The organism is Staphylococcus sp. 11-B-312 (assembly GCF_016743055.1).
Lineage (GTDB): Bacteria > Bacillota > Bacilli > Staphylococcales > Staphylococcaceae > Staphylococcus > Staphylococcus ureilyticus.
In genome coordinates, this window is the sequence record NZ_CP068241.1 from 266,533 (window position 1) to 289,982 (window position 23,450).

At 33.3% G+C, this 23,450-nt stretch carries 22 protein-coding genes; 18 read left to right on the top strand and 4 right to left on the bottom strand.

The features are described from left to right. Positions 1-63 precede the first annotated feature (63 nt). A complete protein-coding gene (locus tag JG554_RS01100) occupies positions 64-516 on the bottom strand; it encodes a hypothetical protein (protein WP_046206580.1) in 453 nt (150 codons plus the stop codon). Positions 517-518: 2 nt separating this feature from the next. After that, complete coding sequence (locus JG554_RS01105) at positions 519-1,325, bottom strand: DUF3100 domain-containing protein (protein ID WP_064209135.1); 807 nt, start codon at positions 1,323-1,325, stop codon at positions 519-521. A 177-nt stretch (positions 1,326-1,502) separates the two neighbouring features. Between JG554_RS01105 and JG554_RS01110 the strand changes: the two genes are divergently transcribed. Together JG554_RS01110 and JG554_RS01115 are read left to right on the top strand one after the other, a co-directional pair. Continuing rightward, positions 1,503-2,672, top strand: a complete 1,170-nt coding sequence (locus JG554_RS01110; RefSeq protein WP_070037070.1) for a YbfB/YjiJ family MFS transporter — start codon at positions 1,503-1,505, stop codon at positions 2,670-2,672. Positions 2,673-2,961: 289 nt separating this feature from the next. Next, complete coding sequence (locus tag JG554_RS01115) at positions 2,962-3,939, top strand: tRNA dihydrouridine synthase (protein ID WP_070037073.1); 978 nt, start codon at positions 2,962-2,964, stop codon at positions 3,937-3,939. Between the two features lie 56 nt (positions 3,940-3,995). On the opposite strand, the gene JG554_RS01120 is transcribed toward JG554_RS01115, so the two are convergent. Continuing rightward, positions 3,996-5,186, bottom strand: a complete 1,191-nt coding sequence (locus JG554_RS01120) for an MFS transporter (protein WP_064209137.1) — start codon at positions 5,184-5,186, stop codon at positions 3,996-3,998. A 440-nt stretch (positions 5,187-5,626) separates the two neighbouring features. Between JG554_RS01120 and JG554_RS01125 the strand changes: the two genes are divergently transcribed. From JG554_RS01125 to JG554_RS01170, 10 genes are all read left to right on the top strand, one after another. Continuing rightward, positions 5,627-6,592: a DUF4352 domain-containing protein gene (locus JG554_RS01125; protein ID WP_052722077.1), complete on the top strand. Its 966-nt coding sequence runs from the start codon at positions 5,627-5,629 to the stop codon at positions 6,590-6,592. Between the two features lie 23 nt (positions 6,593-6,615). After that, positions 6,616-6,966: a DUF4064 domain-containing protein gene (locus JG554_RS01130; RefSeq protein WP_070037077.1), complete on the top strand. Its 351-nt coding sequence runs from the start codon at positions 6,616-6,618 to the stop codon at positions 6,964-6,966. A gap of 366 nt (positions 6,967-7,332) precedes the next feature. Next, the gene (locus JG554_RS01135; protein WP_070037080.1) at positions 7,333-8,439 is read left to right on the top strand and encodes a M23 family metallopeptidase; all 1,107 of its coding nucleotides are present in this window, start codon (positions 7,333-7,335) and stop codon (positions 8,437-8,439) included. 169 nt (positions 8,440-8,608) lie between these two features. Next, entirely contained in the window at positions 8,609-9,367 is a 759-nt protein-coding gene (locus tag JG554_RS01140; protein WP_046206587.1) for a glycerophosphoryl diester phosphodiesterase, read from the top strand. A 274-nt stretch (positions 9,368-9,641) separates the two neighbouring features. Beyond that, positions 9,642-10,070: an NAD(+)--rifampin ADP-ribosyltransferase gene (gene arr, locus JG554_RS01145; RefSeq protein WP_070037083.1), complete on the top strand. Its 429-nt coding sequence runs from the start codon at positions 9,642-9,644 to the stop codon at positions 10,068-10,070. Between the two features lie 180 nt (positions 10,071-10,250). Continuing rightward, complete coding sequence (locus JG554_RS01150; RefSeq protein ID WP_203265346.1) at positions 10,251-11,198, top strand: SLAC1 family transporter; 948 nt, start codon at positions 10,251-10,253, stop codon at positions 11,196-11,198. Positions 11,199-11,216: 18 nt separating this feature from the next. Further along, positions 11,217-12,287 carry a MalY/PatB family protein gene (locus JG554_RS01155; protein WP_316601016.1) on the top strand — a complete coding sequence of 357 codons (1,071 nt, stop codon included), beginning with the start codon at positions 11,217-11,219 and terminating at the stop codon, positions 12,285-12,287. 146 nt (positions 12,288-12,433) lie between these two features. After that, on the top strand, positions 12,434-12,892 hold the full coding sequence (locus JG554_RS01160; RefSeq protein ID WP_064209143.1) for a MarR family winged helix-turn-helix transcriptional regulator: 459 nt from the start codon (positions 12,434-12,436) through the stop codon (positions 12,890-12,892). Between the two features lie 196 nt (positions 12,893-13,088). Continuing rightward, positions 13,089-14,732, top strand: coding sequence for an alpha-keto acid decarboxylase family protein (locus JG554_RS01165; protein WP_203265347.1), 1,644 nt, complete (start codon positions 13,089-13,091; stop codon positions 14,730-14,732). Positions 14,733-14,849: 117 nt separating this feature from the next. Then, positions 14,850-16,337, top strand: a complete 1,488-nt coding sequence (locus JG554_RS01170) for an aldehyde dehydrogenase family protein (RefSeq protein WP_046206593.1) — start codon at positions 14,850-14,852, stop codon at positions 16,335-16,337. Positions 16,338-16,466: 129 nt separating this feature from the next. On the opposite strand, the gene JG554_RS01175 is transcribed toward JG554_RS01170, so the two are convergent. After that, on the bottom strand, positions 16,467-17,696 hold the full coding sequence (locus tag JG554_RS01175; protein WP_046206594.1) for an NADH-dependent flavin oxidoreductase: 1,230 nt from the start codon (positions 17,694-17,696) through the stop codon (positions 16,467-16,469). Positions 17,697-18,004: 308 nt separating this feature from the next. On the opposite strand from JG554_RS01175, the gene JG554_RS01180 reads away from it, so the two are divergent. From JG554_RS01180 to JG554_RS01205, 6 genes are all read left to right on the top strand, one after another. Continuing rightward, a complete protein-coding gene (locus tag JG554_RS01180; protein ID WP_070037096.1) occupies positions 18,005-19,009 on the top strand; it encodes an LLM class flavin-dependent oxidoreductase in 1,005 nt (334 codons plus the stop codon). Positions 19,010-19,035: 26 nt separating this feature from the next. After that, positions 19,036-19,368: a glycine cleavage system H family protein gene (locus JG554_RS01185; protein WP_046206596.1), complete on the top strand. Its 333-nt coding sequence runs from the start codon at positions 19,036-19,038 to the stop codon at positions 19,366-19,368. Positions 19,369-19,371: 3 nt separating this feature from the next. Next, on the top strand, positions 19,372-20,160 hold the full coding sequence (locus JG554_RS01190) for a protein-ADP-ribose hydrolase (protein WP_070037101.1): 789 nt from the start codon (positions 19,372-19,374) through the stop codon (positions 20,158-20,160). Then, entirely contained in the window at positions 20,153-21,037 is an 885-nt protein-coding gene (locus JG554_RS01195; protein ID WP_046206598.1) for an SIR2 family NAD-dependent protein deacylase, read from the top strand. Before JG554_RS01190 ends, JG554_RS01195 begins: the two co-directional genes overlap by 8 nt. 9 nt (positions 21,038-21,046) lie before the next feature. Beyond that, positions 21,047-22,069 (top strand): lipoate--protein ligase, encoded by a 1,023-nt coding sequence (locus JG554_RS01200; protein ID WP_070037109.1) that lies wholly within the window; start codon positions 21,047-21,049, stop codon positions 22,067-22,069. Positions 22,070-22,386: 317 nt separating this feature from the next. Then, a complete protein-coding gene (locus JG554_RS01205; protein ID WP_070037112.1) occupies positions 22,387-23,376 on the top strand; it encodes a Gfo/Idh/MocA family protein in 990 nt (329 codons plus the stop codon). Positions 23,377-23,450 lie beyond the last annotated feature (74 nt).

Genomic DNA, 23,450 nt, shown 5'->3' on the forward strand with positions numbered 1-23,450 from the left:
ACTTTAATTGTCCCCGTACAAACGATAGATTGAATTGTTTGTACGGGGATGATTATGTGTAGATTATGCTAAACCTTGAATGCTTAAAACAATTTCTGCTACAAGGGCAGAACCTACGTATGTACTGAGCAATATTACGGTTCCTACGACAATTGTTTTCCAACCTAACTTAGCAAAATCGGCCCACGAATTTCCTATAGAAACACCTGCATATGCAACCACTGGTGTAGCTAATGACAATAGATCTACTTTTTCAGTCCATTCAACAATGTGTGATGATCCAGGGATGCCTGGTATTGTAATGATGAGTCCGATTATACCAATATAAGCAATACTAGGTATATTTAAAGGAACAATATCACGTAAGATTAAACCGCTTAATGCAATGCCCATTAATGTAAGAATGCCCGGTAAAGCTTCTATTGGCATAACACTGTAACCAATCCAATTACTAAAAAGTGAAATAATGCCTACCACACATAATGTGAGTATCCAGTTTGTAACTTTTGAATTCATACTCATTGCTCCTTATCTTTTGTGAATTTTGATTTAATATGCATAATAAAGCTGTAATATTTTCGAGTTAATGGCAAAGCAATTAATATACCCACATAAAGCCCTGTGACAGATGTAAGTAAATTACTCACACCAGAGAATGCTGTAATTGTACTAGCTTGGTCAGGATACATTTCAACTAAGGGACCTAGTGCAGCAGCAGTCATCACACCACTTCCTACACCTGTCGCCATTGCAAATGCTAATGGGCTAAAAGGTAAAATAGAGATTAGTATGCCGGAGAAAATGCTAAAAAATATTGCCCCAAATATCGTTCCAAATATATACATGGACATGACTCCTCGCCATTCAGGAGAGGTAATACCATATTTTTCAGTAATAAGTGCTAAATTTGGTTCTCTACCTATTGAATGTGTCATGCCTATAGATTCTCTACGTAAACCTAAAAGTATAGCTAGCGGTAATGAAATAATAATAGTAGCTAAATTTCCGGCTTCTTGAAGTATTAAAGCGGGCCCAGCTGCAATAATTTTAGGAAGGGCAGGTCCAGCCTCTACCCCGAATTTTGCTATGAGTAATGCTACAGAAATAAAGACCATTGGTTCAGAGTGCTTAGCTTGTCTTTTACCTATAATAGGTGTGAAATATACTCCCAAACCAAGTAATACTGCGTAAACTACTGGTAACAATAGGATTGAAGTTATACCTAATGGAATTTTATGTGCGCCAATCACTTCAGAAATGATCATAATGATTAGGACAATGCCATGTAATCTCCAATCTTTCCAAAGTATATTTTGTTGTTGCATAACAATCCCCCTAATAAAAATCTGAAAATTCAAAATAATAATAATGCCTATTCTATACTTACTATTTCAAAATTAAAAGGGGGTTGAAGATAATATTATTGATTGCTAATGAAAAAGTATTTGTAAATATCATGAAAAGTGTATAATGTAATTAATTTATTGAAAGGTGTGTAAAGTATGAAAGAAGCGTATAAGCAACTTGTTTTAGGTATGTTGTGTTTGTTTATTGTTATGGCAATTGGACGTTTTGCATATACGCCCATCATGCCTTTTATGCAGCTTAATACCAGTATGGACAATCCGAGTGCTGGTATGTTGGCTACATATAATTATTTAGGGTATCTTATTGGCGCAATAATTCCAATTTGGATTATTGTATTTAATAAGGTAGTCGATCTTAAAATATATTTAATGATTAATATTATTTCAACACTATTCATGGGTATTTTTGATAGTTATATCTTATGGGCTATTTTTAGATTTGTTTCTGGTGTGTCTAGTGGTACTGTTTTTGTATTAGCATCAAATGTTGCGTTAGAAGCATTAAAAATGGTTCGAAAAGAACGTATATCAGGTCTGCTTTATAGTGGTGTAGGTTTAGGTATTTTTTCAAGTAGTATCTTTATTTTTTTATTTACTTCAGTGAATACATGGAAAACGACTTGGGTTTTGCTCGGTATTTTTTCATTAATCATGGCTATTTTTATTATATTTGGTATGCGTGAAAATGATCGTACTGATCACGAAAGCCATAAAACAAACGAAAGTCAATCTAATGTATCAAGTAAGTTGAAGAAAAAATTTATTTGGGGATTTTCCATTGCATATTTTTGCGAAGGTGCTGGATATATTATTACGGGCACATTTTTGGTTGCCATTGTTAAATCGATACCCTCGTTATCAGACTATGCAGCATTAAGTTGGATGTTTGTTGGATTAGGCGCGATACCATCGACCATTCTTTGGTCTATGTTGGCTGATATGTTAGGCCATGGTAAGGCGACCTATTTAGCTTTTATTTTACAAATAATAAGTGTTACTTTGCCAATACTATCAGAAAGTATGTTGAGTTTGATTCTAAGTTCATTATTATTTGGTTCAACGTTTTTAGGGCTTACTACATTATTTATGTCCAAAGCACAAGCTTTAATGTATCAAAATAATAGTAAGCTGAACTTAGTTGCGATATTGACTGTTATATACAGTTTGGGGCAAATGATTGCACCTGCATTGTCAGGATTATTAATTGGAAGCGCAGGGAACTTCAATGCAGCCTTGATTTTTGCTGCTGCTATTTTATGTGTAGGGTTATTTAGTAGTATGTATAGTTACCGGACTAGGTATTAAATGAATATTTTCTTATAACTTTGATAATTTTGTTAAAAAGTGAAGAAAAATCATGAGATAGATCGCCTTCTGCATGTATAACTTGAACTGCTTTCGAAAATATTTAAGGTGACAATAGATTTATTTCGAATGCGTAACTATTCGATTATTTAGGTAATAAGTTTTTAGATAAGCTGTTTTCGAGTTGCTTTTGGAAGTTTATAATCTTTTTGTATAAGTCCAATTTTTGTGGTAATATCGTCATGGATAAAAATTCGAGATAATAATAGATAAGAAGGTTAAAATATATATGAAAGAAAATTTTTGGCGTGAATTACCGCGTCCATTTTTTGTTTTGGCGCCTATGGAAGATGTAACAGATGTAGTCTTTCGTCATGTAGTCAGCGAAGCGGGAAGACCTGATGTCTTTTTCACTGAGTTTACAAATACGGAAAGTTTTTGCCATCCTGAAGGCGTACATAGCGTACGTGGCCGTTTAACTTTTACAGAAGATGAACAACCCATCGTTGCACATATTTGGGGTGATAAACCTGAACATTTTCGTGAAATGAGTATTGGCATGGCAGAGATGGGATTTAAAGGCATTGATTTGAATATGGGGTGTCCAGTTGCGAATGTTGCAACAAAAGGTAAGGGTTCAGGACTAATATTACGTCCTGAAACTGCAGCTGAAATTATTCAAGCATCTAAAGCAGGAGGGTTACCTGTAAGTGTTAAAACACGTTTGGGTTATTCTGAAATTGATGAATGGAGAGAGTGGTTGAAACATGTTTTTCAACAAGATATTGCGAATTTATCAATTCACCTGCGTACACGTAGAGAGATGAGTAAAGTAGACGCCCATTGGGAATTAATCGGTGAAATTAAAAAACTACGTGATGAAATTGCACCAAATACATTATTGACGATAAATGGTGATATTCCAGATAGAAAAACTGGGCTTGAACTGGCAGAAAAGTATGGTATCGATGGTATCATGATTGGACGTGGGATTTTCCATAATCCTTATGCTTTTGAAAAAGAACCAAGAGAACATACGAGTGCAGAACTTTTAGACTTGTTGAGACTTCATCTTGATTTGTTCGACAAATATTCACAAGAAGAAACACGCTTATTTAAACCTTTGCGCAGATTCTTTAAAATATATGTGCGTGGCATCAGAGGTGCAAGTGAGTTAAGACATCAACTGATGAGTACAAATACGACTGATGAAGCACGTGAACTACTAGATGAATTTGAAGCAAATATGGAAACAACAATACAATAGTAAAAATTTGAATATATAAATAGGCTTGGAAATCTTAAACTTTTAGATTTTCAAGCCTATTTTTGCTTAATGGTAAGAGCAATAACGAATGCTATGACCATAAAACTAGTAATCATTAAAACTACGCCAGGCCATTGAATATAGTTATAAAACACACCGGCTAAAGTACCACCTACAGAAGAACCCATATAATAAAATAATAAGTATAGGCTAGAGGCCTGTGCTTTATGGTCTTCTGCACGACTGGTAACGACTGCACTTGCAATTGCATGCCCACTAAAAAAAGCATAAACACTAAAGGCTAAGCCAATAATTTTGAATGTTAGCGGTGGCAATAAAGTGATGTTAATACCGAAAATTAACAATAAAACACTGAATTTCAAGGCATTTAAAGTACCTAATTTCATACGTAATTTTGCGTTTAGTATTGAGGAAATCATACCTATTAAAAATAATAAGTAAATAAAACTAATGATACTATCATGTAAATTATATGGTTTTTCTGATAACACGAAACCAATATAGTTAAATGCTGCGATGTTACACCCAAGTAGCAGAAAGCCAATCATAAATGGTTTGAGCAATCTGATATTTGTTAGATGCTTATAATAACTCATTAATAATGTTTTTACAGAAAAACGCTGTTTTTCAAAATGTTTAGATGACGGTAATAAAAATGTAAATAAAATGGCTGCAATAAGACTGATTATACCTATAGAAATTAGGCCAGTTTGATATCCATATATACTTGAAATAAAACCGGTGAATATTCTTCCAAAGGCACCGCCAAAAGCATTTCCACTAATATAAATGCCCATCGCCTCAGGTAAATTTTGTGATGAAATTTCTTCACCAATATAAGCCATTGCGATTGATGGTAAACCAGCTAGACATATGCCTTGGATTAATCGCACAATTAAAAAAGTATTGAAATCTGTTAAAAATGGTTGTATTAAGGCGAGTAAGGATACAGAAAGAACAGAAAAAATCATTATAGGTTTACGGCCTAACACTTCGGATAGTGCCCCGAAAAATAGCATAGCAATCGCTAAGGTAATGGTTGCTGCTGATAAAGCTAAACTTGAAACAGTTTCACTAATATTAAATGACTTTGTGAAATGTGGAATCAAAGGTTGAACACTATATAAGATAGAAAAGATAGTAAAACCGGAAATGAAAAGTGCAATAATGATTTTTAAATAGTCTTTCGAACCTTTTGTCACATAATGTTTTTTTAAATTATTCAATGTCATGCCCCGCTTATTAGTTGATATTTTTATGGTAGCATGTAATTAATAATATAAAAAATATATTATTTATACTTGAATTTTTGTTAAAAACATAAAGTACATTTTTATGACATATCACTTAATAGAACACTTACAGCTTTGTAACAATTTGAACAGAGATTTGAATAAATCATATAAAAAGAAAAATTTTAATATGACTGTAGGACTAATTATTTATGAAATTTCGTTTCTAAGATAATTATTTCTACAGTCATTTTTGTAACAAAAATATGTTTTCCTAAGATAGCACATTAATAAAATTTTAAATTAACATAAATTTCAAAAAAATGATTGATTTTAACTAAATATGTTATAAGATTATGTAGTATGGTTTAAAATAATTTTAAAGTTGAACAAAATTCAAATTAACTGTAAATGTAAAATGAGGAAGTGGTAAAATGAAAAAACTATTGTTTTTGGCTGTTTTAATCATATGTATCTTAGCTGGTTGTAATACGGAAGGTAAGGAAACAAAATCTGACAGAAAAGAAGATAATAAGTCAAAAGCTACGAATACTATGAAGAATTTTAAAATTGGACAAGTAGTGGACGCTGATGGTGTAGATGTGAAATTAGCAAAAGTAGAATATGTAAATAATTATGATGAATATAGTGAACCTGAAAATGGCAGAGTTATAAAAGTATATTTGAAATTTAAAAATAATAATGAAGATCAAGTATTAGTTGATTCGACTGATTTTAGCATGAAAGTGAACGGTGAAAATTATCAAGAATGGTACGGGGAGAGTGAAGGAGACTCAGGGTTTTCACATCAATTGAACAAAGGAAATACTGGATCAGGTATGATTACTTATGACGTTCCTGAAAATGATACATATACTTTAGAAATGGATGCTACGCCAAATTTTGAAAATATTAAAGCAAAATGGAACATAAAGAAAGAAGATATTAAAGAAGCGAGTAATCAACAAACTAGTAATTCTGTATCAGCAAGTAATGATAATGAAAGTACAAGTGAAACAGCGGATGCTGAAAAAACTGATACCGAAAAAGAAGATGATGAAAGCGATGAAATAACATATCCAGCAGAAATGTATAACACATTAGTTGATGAATATAATGAACTCACGGATGGTGAAAAAATGGACCATGTTGATCATGAGGTATTAGAGATAGAATATGATCAATTAGAAGCACGTGTTGATGAATTATACAATAAAAAGATGGAAGAAGAAGATCAAGCATTTGAAGAAGAAATGAAAAAGCAAGATGAAGCATACGAAAAGGAAATGGATGAGATAGATAAAGAATATGAAGAAGAAATGGATGAAATAGATAAAGAGTATGAAGAAGATATGAAACAAAGCGAAGAAGATGAAACTGCTGAAGATGAAGCAGCGTAGTAAAAAGAAAAGGAGTAATTTATATGAATGAGTATATTGGAAAAAAACAAACAAATAGAGTAGCAGAAATGATTTTAGGAATATTAGGAAGTATATTTGGTATTATAGGTGGCTTATTCGCTATAATGGTCGACGGTATTGGCAAAGAATTTGGAGCAACAGAAAGTGGCAGTATAACTGGATTAGGCGTAGCGGTTATAATAACTTGTATAATAACACTGGTTCTTAGTTGTATTATAAACAAAAAAAGAGTCTTAATAGGAATATTATTAATCATAGGTGGTATTTTAAATATAATTTTTATAAGCTTTTTTGGTATTTTATCAGGTATATTAATATTAGTAGCCGGTATATTAGCATTAATAAGAAAGTAATACAGTAGACAAAAAATAGTATTAAACCATCCGAGACATAGATAATGATGTCTCGGTTTTTTGTATCAAGCTAATGTTAATTAGATAATTATTAGCCTTGTATATAAATGTACTTAAAAATGTATTTATTCGATTGTTAACTATGTAATAGAATAAGGAAAGCTTTTTAGAAAATGAAATACCATAACACGCTATTTTTTTGAAATTTTGAAGGTGCAATCGTAATACATATTAGGAATTTTCAAAAAATTTACGTTACATCACAAATAAATTACTAACAAATTAAAAAACAGTTTCTGCTATTCTTTTTATACAGTTTCTCTGATACTATTATGTATGTAAAAATTTTGGGAGGACTTATTAATTATGAAAAAAATGGTTACAGCAACAATTGCTACATTATCTTTAGGTGCAATTGGTATCGCACAAGGTGAAGCACACGCTTCAGAAAATAATCAATCTAATACACAGTACACAAGCAATCAGTCTTATAGTGATATTTTTAATTATGGATATATTGATCAAGATGATAATGGGAACTATCATCACACATTAGATGGAAATTGGGATCAATCTATGTTTGATCAACAACAATATTATTTCTATTTAATAGACGATGAGGGGAATTATCATTACTATTATTTCCCAATGAATAATCAAAGTGCTAATAACACTTCAAACAACGCTTCAAACGTAGATAATGTAAATGTCTCAGATGATAATAACTACACTGATGACCAAAGTCATGAAGAAGTACAATCAGAAGGTTATGACATCAACCAAACATCAGAAAACGATGATGTTGATAATAGTGCAACAACGAACCATGGCACTGAATCTCGACAAACAGCACAAAGTAATTCTAATAATGTAAATCATACACAAAATAACGCATCAACAAATAACAATTATGAAACAAGTTACACACAAAATAATGGTACGAATAATGTGCAACAAAACACTACATCAAGTAATGATTCAACACCACAACAACAAGCTGCACCACAACAAAAAGCTGCACCACAACAAAAAGCTACACAATCAGAAGTAGCATCAAACAGTAGTAATAATAGTACACATTCATCAAATTGGTTAACTAAAAATCGTCAATTACAACCTTATGGTAGTTACCATGGCGGTGGTGCACACTATGGCGTTGACTACGCAATGGATGAAAACACACCAGTTTATTCATTAGCAGATGGTACAGTAATTCAAAGTGGTTGGAGTAACTATGGTGGTGGTAACCAAGTTACAATCCAAGAGAAAAACAGTGATAACTATCAATGGTATATGCATATGAATTCTTTAAATGTTAAATCTGGCCAAGAAGTTAAAGAAGGACAACAAATTGGTTTATCAGGAAGTACAGGAAATTCTACTGCACCTCATTTACATTTCCAACGTATGTCAGGTGGCGTGGGGAACGGATATTCTGTTGATCCAACTTCATATGTAAATTCAAAATCATAATATATGACACCTATTGGTCGCCTTTGAACTCCTATTAAGGATACAGAAGGCGACTTTTTGTTTGATTTTCGACTATAAAATGTTTTTTCTGATAATAGCTTAGATAATTTGAATTATGGTTCATGACATATCATAATTACACTAAAATCACATTGAAGGGGAAGATGATATGTTTACAGTTTATGCTCATAGAGGATTATCAAGTAAAGCACCTGAAAATACAATGGCAGCATTTGAAGCAGCTGCGCATGTGCCTGGATTAAAATGGATTGAGCTTGATGTTGCAATAACAAAAGATGAACAACTCGTCATTATTCATGATGATTTTTTAGATAGAACAACAGACATGATTGGCGAAATTACACAATTGAATTATGATGAAATCAAACAAGCATCTGCTGGCAATTGGTTTAATGCTAAATATGCAGAGGAAAAATTGCCGACTTTTGATGAGGTGGTTGCATTAGCTAATAAATATAAAATGAATTTAAATATTGAATTAAAAGGTGTAACAGGTAAAGATGGTAGTGTGTTATCAGAAAGTATGATTAAACAAGTTGCTGAAAAATTAAACACATTAAATTCAAATTTAGATATTTTATTATCTAGTTTTAATATTGTTTTATTGAAATTAGCACAGCAGCTAATGCCACAATATAAGCGAGCAGTTCTTTTTAAAGCAGCAGCATTTACAGGTGATTGGAGAACACTTTTAGACTATTGTGAATCAACGATTGTCAATATTGAAGATGCAAAACTGTCTCAAGCACGCGTACGTTCAATTAAAAATGCTGGTTACGAATTAAATGTATGGACGGTGAATAGTAAAGTGAGGGCAAATCAATTGTCCAATTGGGGCGTAGACGGCGTGTTTACAGATAAAGCTGATGAGTTAGTCCATTTAAATAGTGGGTTTAATGCTGATTAAATTAATATAATTATCATATATAAAACGGTGCTGCAAAACTTTTTGAAGTTGATTAGCTCCGTTTTTAATTTAGATGTAACAGAAGTTTCGTTTAAGCAAGCGCTATGTCGTACATTATTTTTATAATCAACAATTGTTAAAAAAATAATATAAATATAAAACCTCCTTTGCTTTAATTATACGATGCGAGTGTCAGATATTATAGTCTATATTTTCCAATAGATATTGCATATAATAATTGAACAGCTTACTGATTATGAGGGGGACTTAAGCGATGAACAGTGAAACAGCTCAATTTGGACAAAACTTATATTTACATGGTACAAAAGCTAAATTAGAGATAGGTGATTTACTGCATCCATTATATAAATCGAATTATCAAGATCGAATTATGAACCATATATATTTCACAGGTACATTAGAAGACGCAAAATGGGGAGCTGAACTTGCAGTTGCTTTATCTAAGGATAGGGCAGAAGAGCATATTTATGTTGTTGAACCATTGGGAGAATTTGAAGACGATCCGAACGTCACAGATAAAAAATTACCTGGCAATCCAACGCTTTCTTATCGCTCTACTGAACCACTAAAAATTGTCGCGGAATTAAGCGTATGGGAAAGACATTCGGATGACGATATTAACCAAATGCTCAAGGGTTTAAAGCAGTTGAGGGACAAAGGATTAGATGTTATTGAAGATTAATATATCGATATGAATGTCACATTCAAATATGTGCATATATTGAATTAATACAAAAATAAAGGCACAGAAGATTAGGCAAGATGATAAAAAGGTAACGAAATAATAATCTTATTTTACACATAAATAGTTTAAGCATAGTATAGTAATGATATAACTAAATATTGTAAAAGGATTAAAATTATGTTTTATAAATTGATTAAAGTATTACCAACGGCTATTTGTGGATTAGCATTAGGTATCGCTTCGCTTAGTAATTTACTGTTTAATATGTCTTGGTATGGTTTAGCAGTGTTATTTTTTATATTGAGTTGCATCATTTTAGTGTTATTTATTAAAAAGTGTATATTGTATCCTCATACAGTATATAATGAATTGAGTGATCGTCATATCTGCGCTACCTTCCCAACGTTTCCAATGGCTTTAATGACAATCATTTACATCATAAAGCATCACTTGAATGTCAATCTTGGTTTACTATTATGGTTATGGTGGTTAACGATTATCATCCAATTTATAATTATTGCAGGTTTTATTTACTATCATCTAATATTACATAACAAAGGTACTGTTTTGCCGAATACGAGTTGGTTTGTAACATTTGTAGGGATAGGTGTAATAGCTGAAACTGCAAAAGAATTTAATCCAGTCCTAGGTGAATTCACGGTATGTATAGCAACCTTTTGTTTTATAATACTAATAGCGATTATTTTAATCAAAAAAACTTGGCGCTTATATAATGAAAATCAATTTCCAATGTCAATCATTATAGCGGCTCCTGCAGCACTTTGTCTTAATGGGTTTTTAATCAGTGCAAAATCGAATGACATCATTATAATGGTAAGTGGTTTTATAATATCCCAACTACTTTTTATGGTCTCATTAATGTTTATTCCTAAGTTAGTGGCTATAAATTTTAAATTTTCATTTGCTGCTTTAACATTTCCGTGGGTAACAACAGCGACTGCTTATTTTAATTTTATGATTCATGTGCGTTTTCCGAGCGTATTACAAAATTTATTACAATTCATGTTGATATGTGAAATTATATTTGCGTTATTAGCTGTTGTGTATGTCATTTTGGGTTATATTGTTTTTTTGAGAAAAAGAATCAACAATAATGTGTTTTAAGGTAAAGGAGTGGTTGTAATGATTTATCATTTTAATGAAGTTGTTAATAGAAAGCAGACGCGATCAGTTAAATGGGATACGATGGAGGATGTGTATCATATTGATGATGCTTCAGATGTACTGCCAATGTGGATTGCGGATATGGATTTTAAAGCGCCACAACCAGTGATTGAAGCGTTACAGAAATGTGTCGATCACGGTGTGTTTGGCTATTCTTATTTAGATGAAGACTGCAAAAAAGCGATTCAATCTTGGTTTCATAAACGTCATGATTGGCATATTGAGAAAGATTGGATTCTTGCGCATTCAGGTGTAGTTCCTGCGATAGCATCAATTATTGAAACATTTACGACTCCAAAAGATAGTGTTTTAATCACGCCTCCGGTTTATCCACCTTTTTCCAATTTGCCTTCAGGTATGAATCGACAATTAATAACGTGTGCTTTGATAGAAGATGAGAGAAATTACTCAATCGACTTTGAAGACTTTGAAGAAAAGTTAAAGCAAGGCGTAAAAATGTTTATCTTATGTAACCCACATAATCCAGGCGGCATTGTTTGGTCTAAAGACACTTTGGAAAAAGTGATTGAATTATGTGTGAAATATGATGTGTTAATACTATCAGATGAAATTCATGCTGATTTGGTATTTACTGATTATCAACATATCCCGCTTGATAAATTAGCATCTGAAAAAGAAGCACAAAAAATCATTACGTGCACTGCACCTACAAAAACATTTAATCTAGCAGGTATTCATGCTGCTTTGATTATTTCACCCAATAAAGATATTAGACAAGCATTAGAGTCAAATTTTGCGGCACATGGTTTAGGCGTTAACCGTATTAGTCCATTTGGTGCAGCTGCACTAGAATCTGCCTATACTCACGGGGAAGATTGGCTTGATGAACTCATAGATATTGTGTCTTCAAATATGGATTATGCTATTTCAGAAATTACTAAAGCCATCCCACAAATAAAAATTAAAAAGCCTCAAGCAACCTATTTGTTATGGATTGACTATAGAGAAACGGGTTTAACTGAAGAAGAAATGATGAGAAAGTTTAGAACAAGGCAAAGTTGCGCTTGAACCTGGTACAAAGTATGGTGAAGAAGGCAGAGGCTTTTTAAGAATGAATGTAGCTTGTGCGCCTCAAACTGCCAAAGATGGTGTTCAACGTTTTATTAAAGCTTTGAGTTAAAGGTTCCCCAAAAATTTTAAAAGGACAGTGACTTATGGAAATAAAAAATAATGACTATGAAAATTTGCTATTTTACTTCGCATATAAAACATTTATTACGACAGCGGATGAAATCATTAAAGATTATGGTTTGAATCGTCAACACCATAGATTTTTATTTTTTATTGAAAAAGTCCCTGGCATCTCGATTAAAGATTTATTGAAAAAGTTAGAAATTTCTAAGCAAGGTAGCCATGCAACTTTAAAAAAACTAAGAGATGAAGCATTCATTGTAGAAAAACAGGCACCAGAAGATAAACGTATTAAAACGTTATATCCAACAGAAAAAGGCCGCAACTTAGTGCGTAAATTAAATAAAGCACAAAATGATATGTTTAAAGAAATTCAAGAAAAAGTTGGCAATGATTGGTATGCGATTATGGAAGAATTTGCTTCATATAGAGAAGGATTCCAATCAGTAAAATATTTGAAAGATGAGAAGAATAATTTTTAAAGTATGTGTATGTCAATAGAATAGCAAAATTGTACCTACTTAATACAATCGTTTATATCAGAGGCTTGTTTTCTAGATGTTAGAAAAAGCCTCTTTGTTTGGTTATGTAAATAAGTCAATAAACTTGACCTAATTTATTTAACAAGTTATATTTAATGTGTAATGAAAACGAAACACATTAAAGGAGAAATGATGTATGCAAAAAAGAGTAGGACAATATTTAATGGATGCAATTCGCTCAGTTGGTGTTGATAAAGTATTTGGTGTACCTGGTGACTTTAATCTTACATTCTTAGACGATATTATCAATCGAGAAGATATGGAATGGATTGGTAACACAAATGAACTTAACGCAAGTTACGCAGCAGATGGTTATGCAAGAATTAAAGGCATTAGTGCAATGGTAACAACATTTGGTGTGGGAGAGCTAAGTGCGGTTAACGGTATTGCAGGTGCATATGCAGAACGTGTACCAGTCATAGCAATCACAGGCGCACCAACACGTGAAGTTGAACGTGCTGGTAAATATGTACATCATTCATTAGGTGAAGGCACATTTGATGATTATCGTAAAATGTACAAACATATCACAACAGCACAAGGATATATCACTCCAGAAAATTCACAAACTGAAATTCCTCGATTAATCAATGCAGCAATTAATGAAAAACGTCCCGTTCATATACATTTACCTATAGATGTAGCTGCTGTAGATATTGAAGTAGAAACACCATACCAATATACTGCACCAGCCAAACAAGATGTTGACAGTTATATAGAAATAATAGAAAACAAATTAAAAAATGCAAAGCAACCTTTAATTATAACTGGACACGAAATCAATAGTTTTGCGTTGCATGATAAACTAGAACAATTTGTTAACCAAACACATATACCAGTTGCTCAATTGTCCTTAGGTAAAGGGGCTTTCAATGAAGAGAATCAATATTATATGGGTATTTATGATGGAAAGATTGCAGATGAACAAATTAAAGCTTATGTAGATCAAAGTGATGTCATTTTAAATATCGGAGCAAAACTTACAGATTCTGCTACTGCTGGATTTTCTTATGGATTTAATTTAGAAAATGTAATCATGATGAATCATCATTATTTTAAAGTTGACGAATTACGTGATGAAGAAGTAAAACTCGTAGATTTACTAGATAGTTTGTTGAATATTGATTATACAGCTGACGTGAATTATCCACGTTATCAAGTAACTAACGAAACGGTTGAATTAAGTGATGAACCATTAAAACAGTCAACATATTTCAAATTAATGCAGCAATTTATTCAGCCTCAAGACGTTATACTTGCTGAACAAGGCACGTCATTCTTTGGTGCTTATGATTTACTATTCTCTAAAGATAATACATTTATAGGACAACCATTATGGGGATCAATCGGTTATACTTTACCTGCGACTCTAGGAACACAAATTGCGGACAAACAACGTAGAAACGTGCTGTTGATTGGTGATGGTTCGCTTCAACTAACTGTTCAAGCATTATCAACAATCATACGTGAGGCATTAAAACCGGTTATTTTTGTCATCAATAACGATGGATATACAGTGGAACGTAAAATTCACGGTGAAACTGCACTGTACAACGATATTAAAATGTGGAACTACAAGCAGTTACCGTTCGTGTTTGGTATGAAGGAAACAGACGTTCAAATACATGATGTTACAACAAGTAATACGTTGGCAACGGCATTAGACGAAATTAATCAAAACCCTAACATAATGCATTTTGTAGAAGTTCACATGGATGTACATGATGCACCAGAAAAATTAGATGCTATAGGTAAGGCTTTTGCCCAACAAAATGGGTGATGATTGGAATTTTTTAAAAAACAGTGATATTCGTTTACAATGAAATTGAGAAGTTAGGTTAACTATTGACTTAAATAAAGTTATTATCAATAACGTCAAAGCAAAGGAGAGATTGTCATGACAGTAAATATAAAAGATTATGTTGATGAGAATTACGGATTGTTAATTGATGGTGAATTTGTAAAAAGTAATAGTGGAGAAACATTAGAAGTTGTTAACCCAGCCACAGGGGAGATACTCTCAAATATTTCCAAAGCTGACGAAACGGATATCGACAAAGCTGTATCATCAGCTCAAAGCGCCTTCGAATCATGGAGTTTAACTTCTAAAACGGAGCGTGCGGATTTATTAAGAAAAATTAGTGAAAAATTGATGGCAAATAAAGATAAGCTTGCAACAGTGGAAACGTTGAATAATGGTAAACCGATTCGTGAAACCTCAACAATTGATATACCGTACGCTGCAAGACATTTTAACTATTTTGCAAGTGTTATTGAAACACATGAAGGTTCAGTGAATGATATTGATAAAGATACTATGAGTATCGTACGGCATGAACCTATTGGCGTTGTAGGTGCTGTAGTAGCTTGGAATTTCCCAATGCTCTTAGCAGCATGGAAAATTGCACCAGCCATTGCGGCAGGGAATACAATTGTTATTCAACCATCATCTTCAACGCCGTTAAGCTTATTAGAAGCAGGTAAGATTTTTCAAGAAGTATTGCCACAAGGTGTGGTTAATATCGTAACTGGTAAAGGTTCAGAATCAGGTAATGCTATTTTTAATCATGAAGGTGTAGATAAATTATCATTTACAGGTTCAACAGATGTCGGCTATCAAGTTGCTGATGCAGGTGCAAAACGTATTGTCCCTGCTACTTTAGAACTTGGTGGTAAAAGTGCAAATATTATTCTAGATGATGCAAATTTAGACTTAGCTGTTGAAGGTATCCAACTCGGTATATTATTTAATCAAGGTGAAGTATGTAGTGCAGGCTCACGTTTATTAGTCCAAGAAGGTATATACGACGCGTTAATTTCTAGATTAAAAGAGGCATTTTCAAATATTAAGGTTGGAGATCCATTAGATGCGCACACGCAAATGGGTAGCCAAACGAGCGATGAGCAGATGAATAAAATATTGTCTTATATCGATTATGCTGAACAATCTAATGCTGAGGTACTAACTGGAGGTAAACGTATTGTCGCAAATGGATTAGATAAAGGTTACTTTATAGAACCAACACTTATTGCGGTTAGCGATAATAATAATAAGTTGGCCCAAGAAGAAATCTTTGGTCCTGTTTTAACAGTAATCAAAGTAAAAGATGATCAAGAAGCGATTAAAATTGCTAATGATTCTGACTATGGCTTAGCGGGTGGCGTATTCTCACAAGATATTACACGCGCACTGAATATTGCTAAAGCAGTCAGAACAGGAAGAATTTGGATAAATACGTATAACCAAGTGCCGGAAGGTGCACCATTTGGTGGTTATAAAAAATCTGGTATTGGTCGTGAAACGTATAAAGAAGCATTGAGTAATTATCAACAAGTTAAAAATATATTTATCGATACAAGTAATGAATTAAAAGGCTTATATTAAGTGTTTTTCTATAAATTTTGTGAAAATGATGATAAAAGCAGCCGCAAAAATTAGAAATCTAATTTTCGCGGCTGCTTTTTAAAACGGTACATATGCTTTAAGAATCATGGTTCTTATATCGTGGAAGTCTTAAGTCTCATTTTCATGATCTACTTCCTTATAATTTACTGCATCATAATTTGTTTCAAGTTTACGCAATTCATCTCGAGTTTCTTTCTTTAATCCTTCACCGTAATCCATCATTTTTACAATATCTTTAAAAGCAGCATAAGGAATTGCCAATTCATCTATATCTTCCAAGGTTATATGCAAATCAATGTCTTCTGGTCTTTGTTCTTTTAATTTGGTAACAAAGTCTGGTTCAGTTACAAATGGTGATGACATGCCCACCATATCTGCATTTTGTAAGGCGTCTAAAGCGCTATCCGGAGAATTAATCCCACCACTAGCAATGAGCGGAATGCGTCCGTTAAGATATTGATAAACGACTGCATTGACATATTCTCCGTTATATTTTCCTTCAGAACGTACTTTGTTTTGATAGATTTGACGTCCCCAACTTGCAATCGCTAAATATTGAATATTGGCAGTTTCTAGCACCCAGTCTAAGTGACGGTTAAACTCATCAACAGTGTAACCTACATCACTACCTCGTGTTTCTTCGGGCGTGGCACGGTAACCTAAAATAAATTGTGGGGGTGCTTCTTGATCAATAACATTCTGAACAGCTTTTAATATTTCTAATTCAAAGCGTGATCTATTCTCTAAATTTTGACTTCCGTATGCATCAGTCCTTAAATTTGAAAAAGTTGAGAAAAATGTTTGAATTAATAGGCGTTGTGCAGCTGAAATTTCAACACCGTCAAATCCAGCTTTAATTGCGCGTGAGGTTGCATCTGCGTATTGTTGTATTACGGATTTGATTTTGTCTGTAGTCATAGATAAAACTTCATGCTTAATTGGTGAATTTAAGGTCATTGCACTTGGTCCGTACACCTGACCAAAGTTTAAAATTGCTTGATTTGAAAAACGGCCAGCATGCGTAAGTTGTAGTATTGCTTTGTTTCCGTCTTGTTTCATGGCTTTGGCTAAAGTAGTTAAGCCAGGAATACAACTATCATCAGTAATGCTAAAACCATATTCAAATAATTGTCCATAAGGTTCAATATAAGCGGCGCCAGTAACTTGAAGTGGTGCTGAATGTGCACGACGTCGTGCATAGTTAATATCTGCCTCTGTGATATGTCCGTCCTGTGTAGAAGAATTAGTTGTCATTGGAGATAAAACAAAACGGTTGTTTAAGACAATACCATTTGGCAAAGTGAGTGGCTTTAATAAAGTATTGTAATTCATATTCATAATTATAACCTCTATCTTCGTTGTTATTATTAATTTTAAAGTAACACTTAAATATAAAAGGGTCAAAACTAGGAAAAGTAAAAAAATTTTTAAGCAAAATCTAACAAAAATTTTCTATATCCGTTATCCTATAAGGTGTAGACAATTTAAAGTGGACGTATCGTATGTTGAATGATGCAAAGTGTATTGTGTACTGCGTTGCATTTATCTTAACTGAAAGTTATAAGATACTCAAATATACTCGCTTTAAGTGCAATCGTTAACAAAGCATATTGTATGATGTATGATTGGTGGAGGTGGTAGTTCACGTGGTTCAATTTAATGTGTTAGATTACGCTGTGATTGATGAAGGCAAATCTGCCGAAGAAGCTTTACAAGATACTGTTCATTTAGCACAATTAGCTGACAAACTCGGCTATAAACGATTTTGGATAACAGAACATCATAATGTACCAGCATTTGCATGTAGTAGTCCTGAATTATTAATGATGCAAATACTGAATAAAACACAGAACATTGCTCTGGGGTCTGGTGGGGTGATGTTACCTCATTACAGCCCGTATAAAGTTGCCGAAAACTTTCGTATGTTAGCAGCACTTCATCCTGAACGTATCGATTTAGGTATAGGCAATAATGCAGGTACTGCTCAAGTGAAAGCAGCGATGAATGAAACAAAATCACATTTTTTAGACTACGGGCAGTCTATTGAAGATGTGAGACATTATTTAACAGAGCAACAGACGCAGCAACGGCATCATCGCGTTGTAGCACAACCAAGTACGACATTTATTCCAAGTATGTGGTTGCTCAGTACCAGTGTAGCATCAGCTAAAAAGGCAGGTGCTCAAGGTATGGGGTACACATTAGGTACTTTTCTATTACCTAATGCGAAAGCAATAGATAAAGCAAAAGATAGTGTGAAAATGTATAGAGACGCATTTCAACCATCGTCATTAAATATGGTGCCATCTGTGATGATTACTGTCTTTATTGCATTGGCTGATTCAGCAGAAGAAGCGGAAACTTTAGCCCAAAGTTTAGATATATGGTTATTAGGCAAGGAACAATTTGCTGAGTTTGAGCGTATGCCCTCTCCTGAAACAGCACGATCTTATCATTGTACAGAGAAAGATGAGCGACAAATCGCTCAAAGTCGTGCACGTATCATTGTAGGCACAAAAGAAAGTGCGAAGCCACAAATCGATCGTATGATTCAAGATTTTAATGCAGATGAAGTCATGGTGGTACCTTTGATACCGAGTATTGAAGCACGTTGTCGAGCTGTTGAATTGCTTGCAGAAATATATTTATAAAATATTAATGAAGGGAAGTATTCATGATGAAAAAATTAGCGAATTATTTATGGGTAGAAAAAGTAGGAGCACAATATGTTTATAGTATGACACCAGAGTTACAAGACGATATAGGTACCGTTGGTTACGTGGAATTTATAGGGGACGATGAAGTAAAAGTAGATGATGAAATCGTAAGTATTGAAGCTTCTAAAACAGTCTTAGATGTTCAATCTCCATTAGCTGGTACAATTGTAGAACGAAATACAAAAGCAGAAGATGAACCAACAATTTTGAATTCAGAAAAACCTGAAGAGAACTGGTTAGTTAAATTAGAAAATGTTGATGAAGCAGCATTTAACGCTCTACCAGAGGCATAATATATGCAACAACAAGAACGCTTAGCTTATTTAATTGAATATTTATGGCGTGAAGCACACGGTGAAGCAACTTTAAATTTGCCAGAAGATGAAGCAACGCGTTGGGAAATGTATAGAGGGCTAACAAATGTAAGAGCACCCCAACCCATTGCTGACACTTATTTAGACGTGCAAGATGCATATTTACAAGCGATGAATCGTCAACATGTTACGCATATTGATACATTGTCGCCAATGATTGGTGACGATGTATTTTTATGGCAAGGAGATATCACTCAACTCAAAGTAGATGGGATTGTGAATGCAGCAAACAGTCAATTACTAGGTTGTTTTGAAGCCAATCATAATTGTATTGATAACATCATTCATACTAAAGCCGGGGTACAGCTACGTTTGGCATGTCATGAAATCATGGAAGTACAAGGGAAAAAAGAAGGTATAGGAAAAGCTAAAATAACATCAGGATATAATTTGCCAGCCCAATATGTAATTCATACAGTAGGGCCGCAAGTTCGCAAATTGCCAGTATCTGAGATGAATAAAGATTTGTTGGCGCGCGCATATCGAAGTTGTTTAGAAATTGCAAAACAACATTCACTAAAAAGTATAGCGTTTTGCTGTATTTCTACAGGTGTGTTTGGCTTCCCACAAGCAGAAGCTGCAAAGATAGCCATTAACACTGTATTAAATTATAAAAAAGAGTATCATTTGGATGATATAAAGATAGTATTTAATGTGTTCACTGATACCGATGCACAATTATACAAGGAGGAGCTAAAACGTTATGACTGAACCAACATGGCGTGTCATGTCAGCAAATCAAAGTTGCCAATCTGACGTATTAGCACAAGCTATAGATGAAGCGGATGCAATAGTTGTTGGCATAGGGGCAGGTATGTCTGCATCAGATGGGTTTACGTATATAGGAAAAAGATTTACTCAAAATTTTCCGGATTTCATAGAAAAATACGGATTTTTTGATATGTTACAAGCAAGTCTGCATACATTTGAAAGTTGGCAAGAATACTGGGCATTTCAAAGTAGATTTGTTGCATTGAATTATTTAGATCAACCAGTAGGTGCATCTTATGTTGCGCTAAAAGAAATACTAAAAAACAAAGCGCATCATATTATTACTACTAATGCAGATAATGCGTTTGCAGTAGCAGGATATGATTTGAACAAAGTGTTTCATATTCAAGGTGAATATATCCTATGGCAGTGTAGTCAACATTGTCATCCACAAACCTACCGAGACGATGAGGCAATCCGTCAAATGATTCAAGCGCAATCAAATATGGAAGTACCGCGTGAACTCGTGCCACACTGCCCTAAGTGTGATGCACCTATGGAAATTAATAAGCGAAAAGCACAAGTCGGTATGGTAGAAGATGCAGATTTTGAGGCACAATTATCTCGTTACAATCAGTTTCTTGAAAATCATAAGACAGGCAAAGTCTTATATTTAGAAATTGGTATTGGCTATACTACACCGCAATTTGTGAAGCATCCTTTTCAACGTATGACAAGGCAAAATCCTGATGCATTATTTATGACATTAAATAAAAAAGCATATAGAATTCCTCAAAACATACGCGAAAGAACGATACATTTAACGGACGATATTTCGACATTAATTTTAGAAGCAAATAATAAATTAACAAAGTAGGAGAAAACTATGTATTTAATTGAACCGATTCGTAACGGTGAATATATAACAGATGGTGCAGTTAATACTGCAATGCAAGTCTATGTTAGTCAAAATATATTTTTAGATGATGATATTTTATTACCTTATTATTGTGATCCAAAAGTGGAAATAGGTCGTTTTCAAAACACAGCAGTAGAGATTAACCAAGATTATGTAGATGAACATGGTATACAAGTGATGCGTCGTGAAACAGGAGGTGGCGCAGTTTATGTGGATCGTGGTGCTGTGAATATGTGCTGTCTTTTACAGAATGATCATTCGATATATGGTGATTTTCAAAAGTTTTATGAGCCAGCAATTAAGGCGTTACATAATTTAGGTGCTACCGAAGTCATTCAAAGTGGACGTAATGATTTAGAGATTAATGGAAAGAAAATTTCTGGCGCTGCTATGACTTTAATCAATGGACGTATCTATGGAGGTTACTCACTTTTATTAGATGTTGATTACGAAGCAATGATTAAAGTTTTAAAGCCGAATCGTAAAAAAATTGAATCTAAAGGAATTAAATCTGTTAGATCGAGAGTTGGAGCTATTCGCGAACATTTAGCAAATGAATATCAAAATATTACAATACATGAGTTTAAAGACTTAATGATTAAACAATTATTGGGCTTAGACGATATCAATGACGTTAAACGTTATGAATTAAGTGAAGCGGACTGGCGTGCGATAGATGAAATGGTGACAAATAAATATAAGAATTGGGAATGGAACTATGGACGTTCCCCGCGCTATGAATATAATAGAGATGCGAAATTAGCGGCAGGTACCATTGATATTACACTAGATGTTGAACATGGTCGCATCAAGGCATGTCGTATTTATGGTGATTTTTTTGGTCAAGGTGATATTAGAGAAGTTGAAAAGCAACTTATCGGTGTTCGAGTTGTTAAAGCAGATTTGTTTGATGCTTTAAGTAAAATGGATATTCCTTACTATTTCGGTAAAACGTCAGCAGAAGAACTTGTTGATTTAATTTTAAGTTAATACTAAAAGGAAACATTAGCTGAAAGCAATGTAACAGTACATGACTTATATACGAGCAGTTATTTCTTGGGAAATAGCACAAAAAAGGATTAAAGAGTTGTTAGCTAAACATATAAAATTGTCGTGAAATATTCAAATGTAATGATAGAAAAGATGATGAAATGAACAAATAAACTGTGACGTATTATGTTTTATAAGGTTGGACAGGTAAATGCCACAGCCATTAATATCGTTATAGATGATTTAATTTTATGATTCAAAAATTGTAGATATTTCATTATAGACAATAAATTTTTATGATAAAAAAGGGGAAATTTATGAATATAGGTATAGTTGGAGCCGGAAAAATTGTAAAAGAAGCATTGCCAGTGATGTCAGAGATACCAGAAATTCATATACAAAGCATAGTGACTACTGGACGTAATCCTGAGAATGTAGCTCAATTGCAAAAGCAATTTGATATTAAGCAAGTCTTTGAAGATTTTCAAGCGTTTATAGAAGATGAAAAGATAGACACTGTTTATTTGGCTGTTCCCAATCATCTTCATTTTGATTACGCACGTAAAGCTATAGCAAAAAATAAGCATGTGATTTGTGAAAAACCTTTTACATTAACCACAGAGGAGCTTATCATACTTAAAGATTTAGCAGAGCAACAAAAGGTGATTATTATTGAAGCGATTACCAATTTGTATTTAAGTAATTATGATGTACTTAAGCAAAGTATACCAGAAATTGGAAATTGCAAAATTGCTCAGTTCAACTATTCACAGTATTCCTCAAGATTTGATGATTTTAAAAATGACATTATTCAACCCGCATTTGATCCGAGTAAGGGTGGCGGTGCATTAATGGATATTAATGTTTACAATGTTCATTTAGCAGTAGGCTTATTTGGTAAACCTAATAAAGTGACATACTTTGCAAATATTGAAAAAAATATCGATACTTCTGGTATCTTACAATTAGAATATGAAGAGATGAAAGTAGTTTGTATTGGGGCTAAAGATTCTAGTTCTGATAATCAATCTTATATTCAAGGAGATAAAGCAACAATCAATCTTAAAGGTCCTACAAATGAGTTGAATGCATTCGAATTAAAATATCACACTGGTGGTACACAGTATTATCAGGTGAACGCACACAAGCATCGAATGTACGAAGAATTTGTGAAAATTGAAAAAGTAATTCGGGAACAAAACATTATATTTGCAACAAGACAATTAGAGCATAGTATTCATGTATTAGATGTGTTAGAGCAAGCATTAGCGAGTGCCAATTTAAGTATTGGGCCTTCAATTAAGTAAAAGTTGAGCACAGCTGAATTGATAATATTAAAAATAATAGCTTAAAAGACAGAAATAAGTCGTCAATCCTGTAA

Bases quoted from the DNA above. Each gene is read 5' to 3' on its own strand.
- JG554_RS01100 (WP_046206580.1), bottom strand. From the start codon at position 516: ATGAATTCAAAAGTTACAAACTGGATACTCACATTATGTGTGGTAGGC.
- JG554_RS01105 (WP_064209135.1), bottom strand. From the start codon at position 1,325: ATGCAACAACAAAATATACTTTGGAAAGATTGGAGATTACATGGCATT.
- JG554_RS01110 (WP_070037070.1), top strand. From the start codon at position 1,503: ATGAAAGAAGCGTATAAGCAACTTGTTTTAGGTATGTTGTGTTTGTTT.
- JG554_RS01115 (WP_070037073.1), top strand. From the start codon at position 2,962: ATGAAAGAAAATTTTTGGCGTGAATTACCGCGTCCATTTTTTGTTTTG.
- JG554_RS01125 (WP_052722077.1), top strand. From the start codon at position 5,627: ATGAAAAAACTATTGTTTTTGGCTGTTTTAATCATATGTATCTTAGCT.
- JG554_RS01130 (WP_070037077.1), top strand. From the start codon at position 6,616: ATGAATGAGTATATTGGAAAAAAACAAACAAATAGAGTAGCAGAAATG.
- JG554_RS01135 (WP_070037080.1), top strand. From the start codon at position 7,333: ATGAAAAAAATGGTTACAGCAACAATTGCTACATTATCTTTAGGTGCA.
- JG554_RS01140 (WP_046206587.1), top strand. From the start codon at position 8,609: ATGTTTACAGTTTATGCTCATAGAGGATTATCAAGTAAAGCACCTGAA.
- arr (WP_070037083.1), top strand. From the start codon at position 9,642: ATGAACAGTGAAACAGCTCAATTTGGACAAAACTTATATTTACATGGT.
- JG554_RS01150 (WP_203265346.1), top strand. From the start codon at position 10,251: ATGTTTTATAAATTGATTAAAGTATTACCAACGGCTATTTGTGGATTA.
- JG554_RS01155 (WP_316601016.1), top strand. From the start codon at position 11,217: ATGATTTATCATTTTAATGAAGTTGTTAATAGAAAGCAGACGCGATCA.
- JG554_RS01160 (WP_064209143.1), top strand. From the start codon at position 12,434: ATGGAAATAAAAAATAATGACTATGAAAATTTGCTATTTTACTTCGCA.
- JG554_RS01165 (WP_203265347.1), top strand. From the start codon at position 13,089: ATGCAAAAAAGAGTAGGACAATATTTAATGGATGCAATTCGCTCAGTT.
- JG554_RS01170 (WP_046206593.1), top strand. From the start codon at position 14,850: ATGACAGTAAATATAAAAGATTATGTTGATGAGAATTACGGATTGTTA.
- JG554_RS01175 (WP_046206594.1), bottom strand. From the start codon at position 17,696: ATGAATATGAATTACAATACTTTATTAAAGCCACTCACTTTGCCAAAT.
- JG554_RS01185 (WP_046206596.1), top strand. From the start codon at position 19,036: ATGAAAAAATTAGCGAATTATTTATGGGTAGAAAAAGTAGGAGCACAA.
- JG554_RS01190 (WP_070037101.1), top strand. From the start codon at position 19,372: ATGCAACAACAAGAACGCTTAGCTTATTTAATTGAATATTTATGGCGT.
- JG554_RS01195 (WP_046206598.1), top strand. From the start codon at position 20,153: ATGACTGAACCAACATGGCGTGTCATGTCAGCAAATCAAAGTTGCCAA.
- JG554_RS01200 (WP_070037109.1), top strand. From the start codon at position 21,047: ATGTATTTAATTGAACCGATTCGTAACGGTGAATATATAACAGATGGT.
- JG554_RS01205 (WP_070037112.1), top strand. From the start codon at position 22,387: ATGAATATAGGTATAGTTGGAGCCGGAAAAATTGTAAAAGAAGCATTG.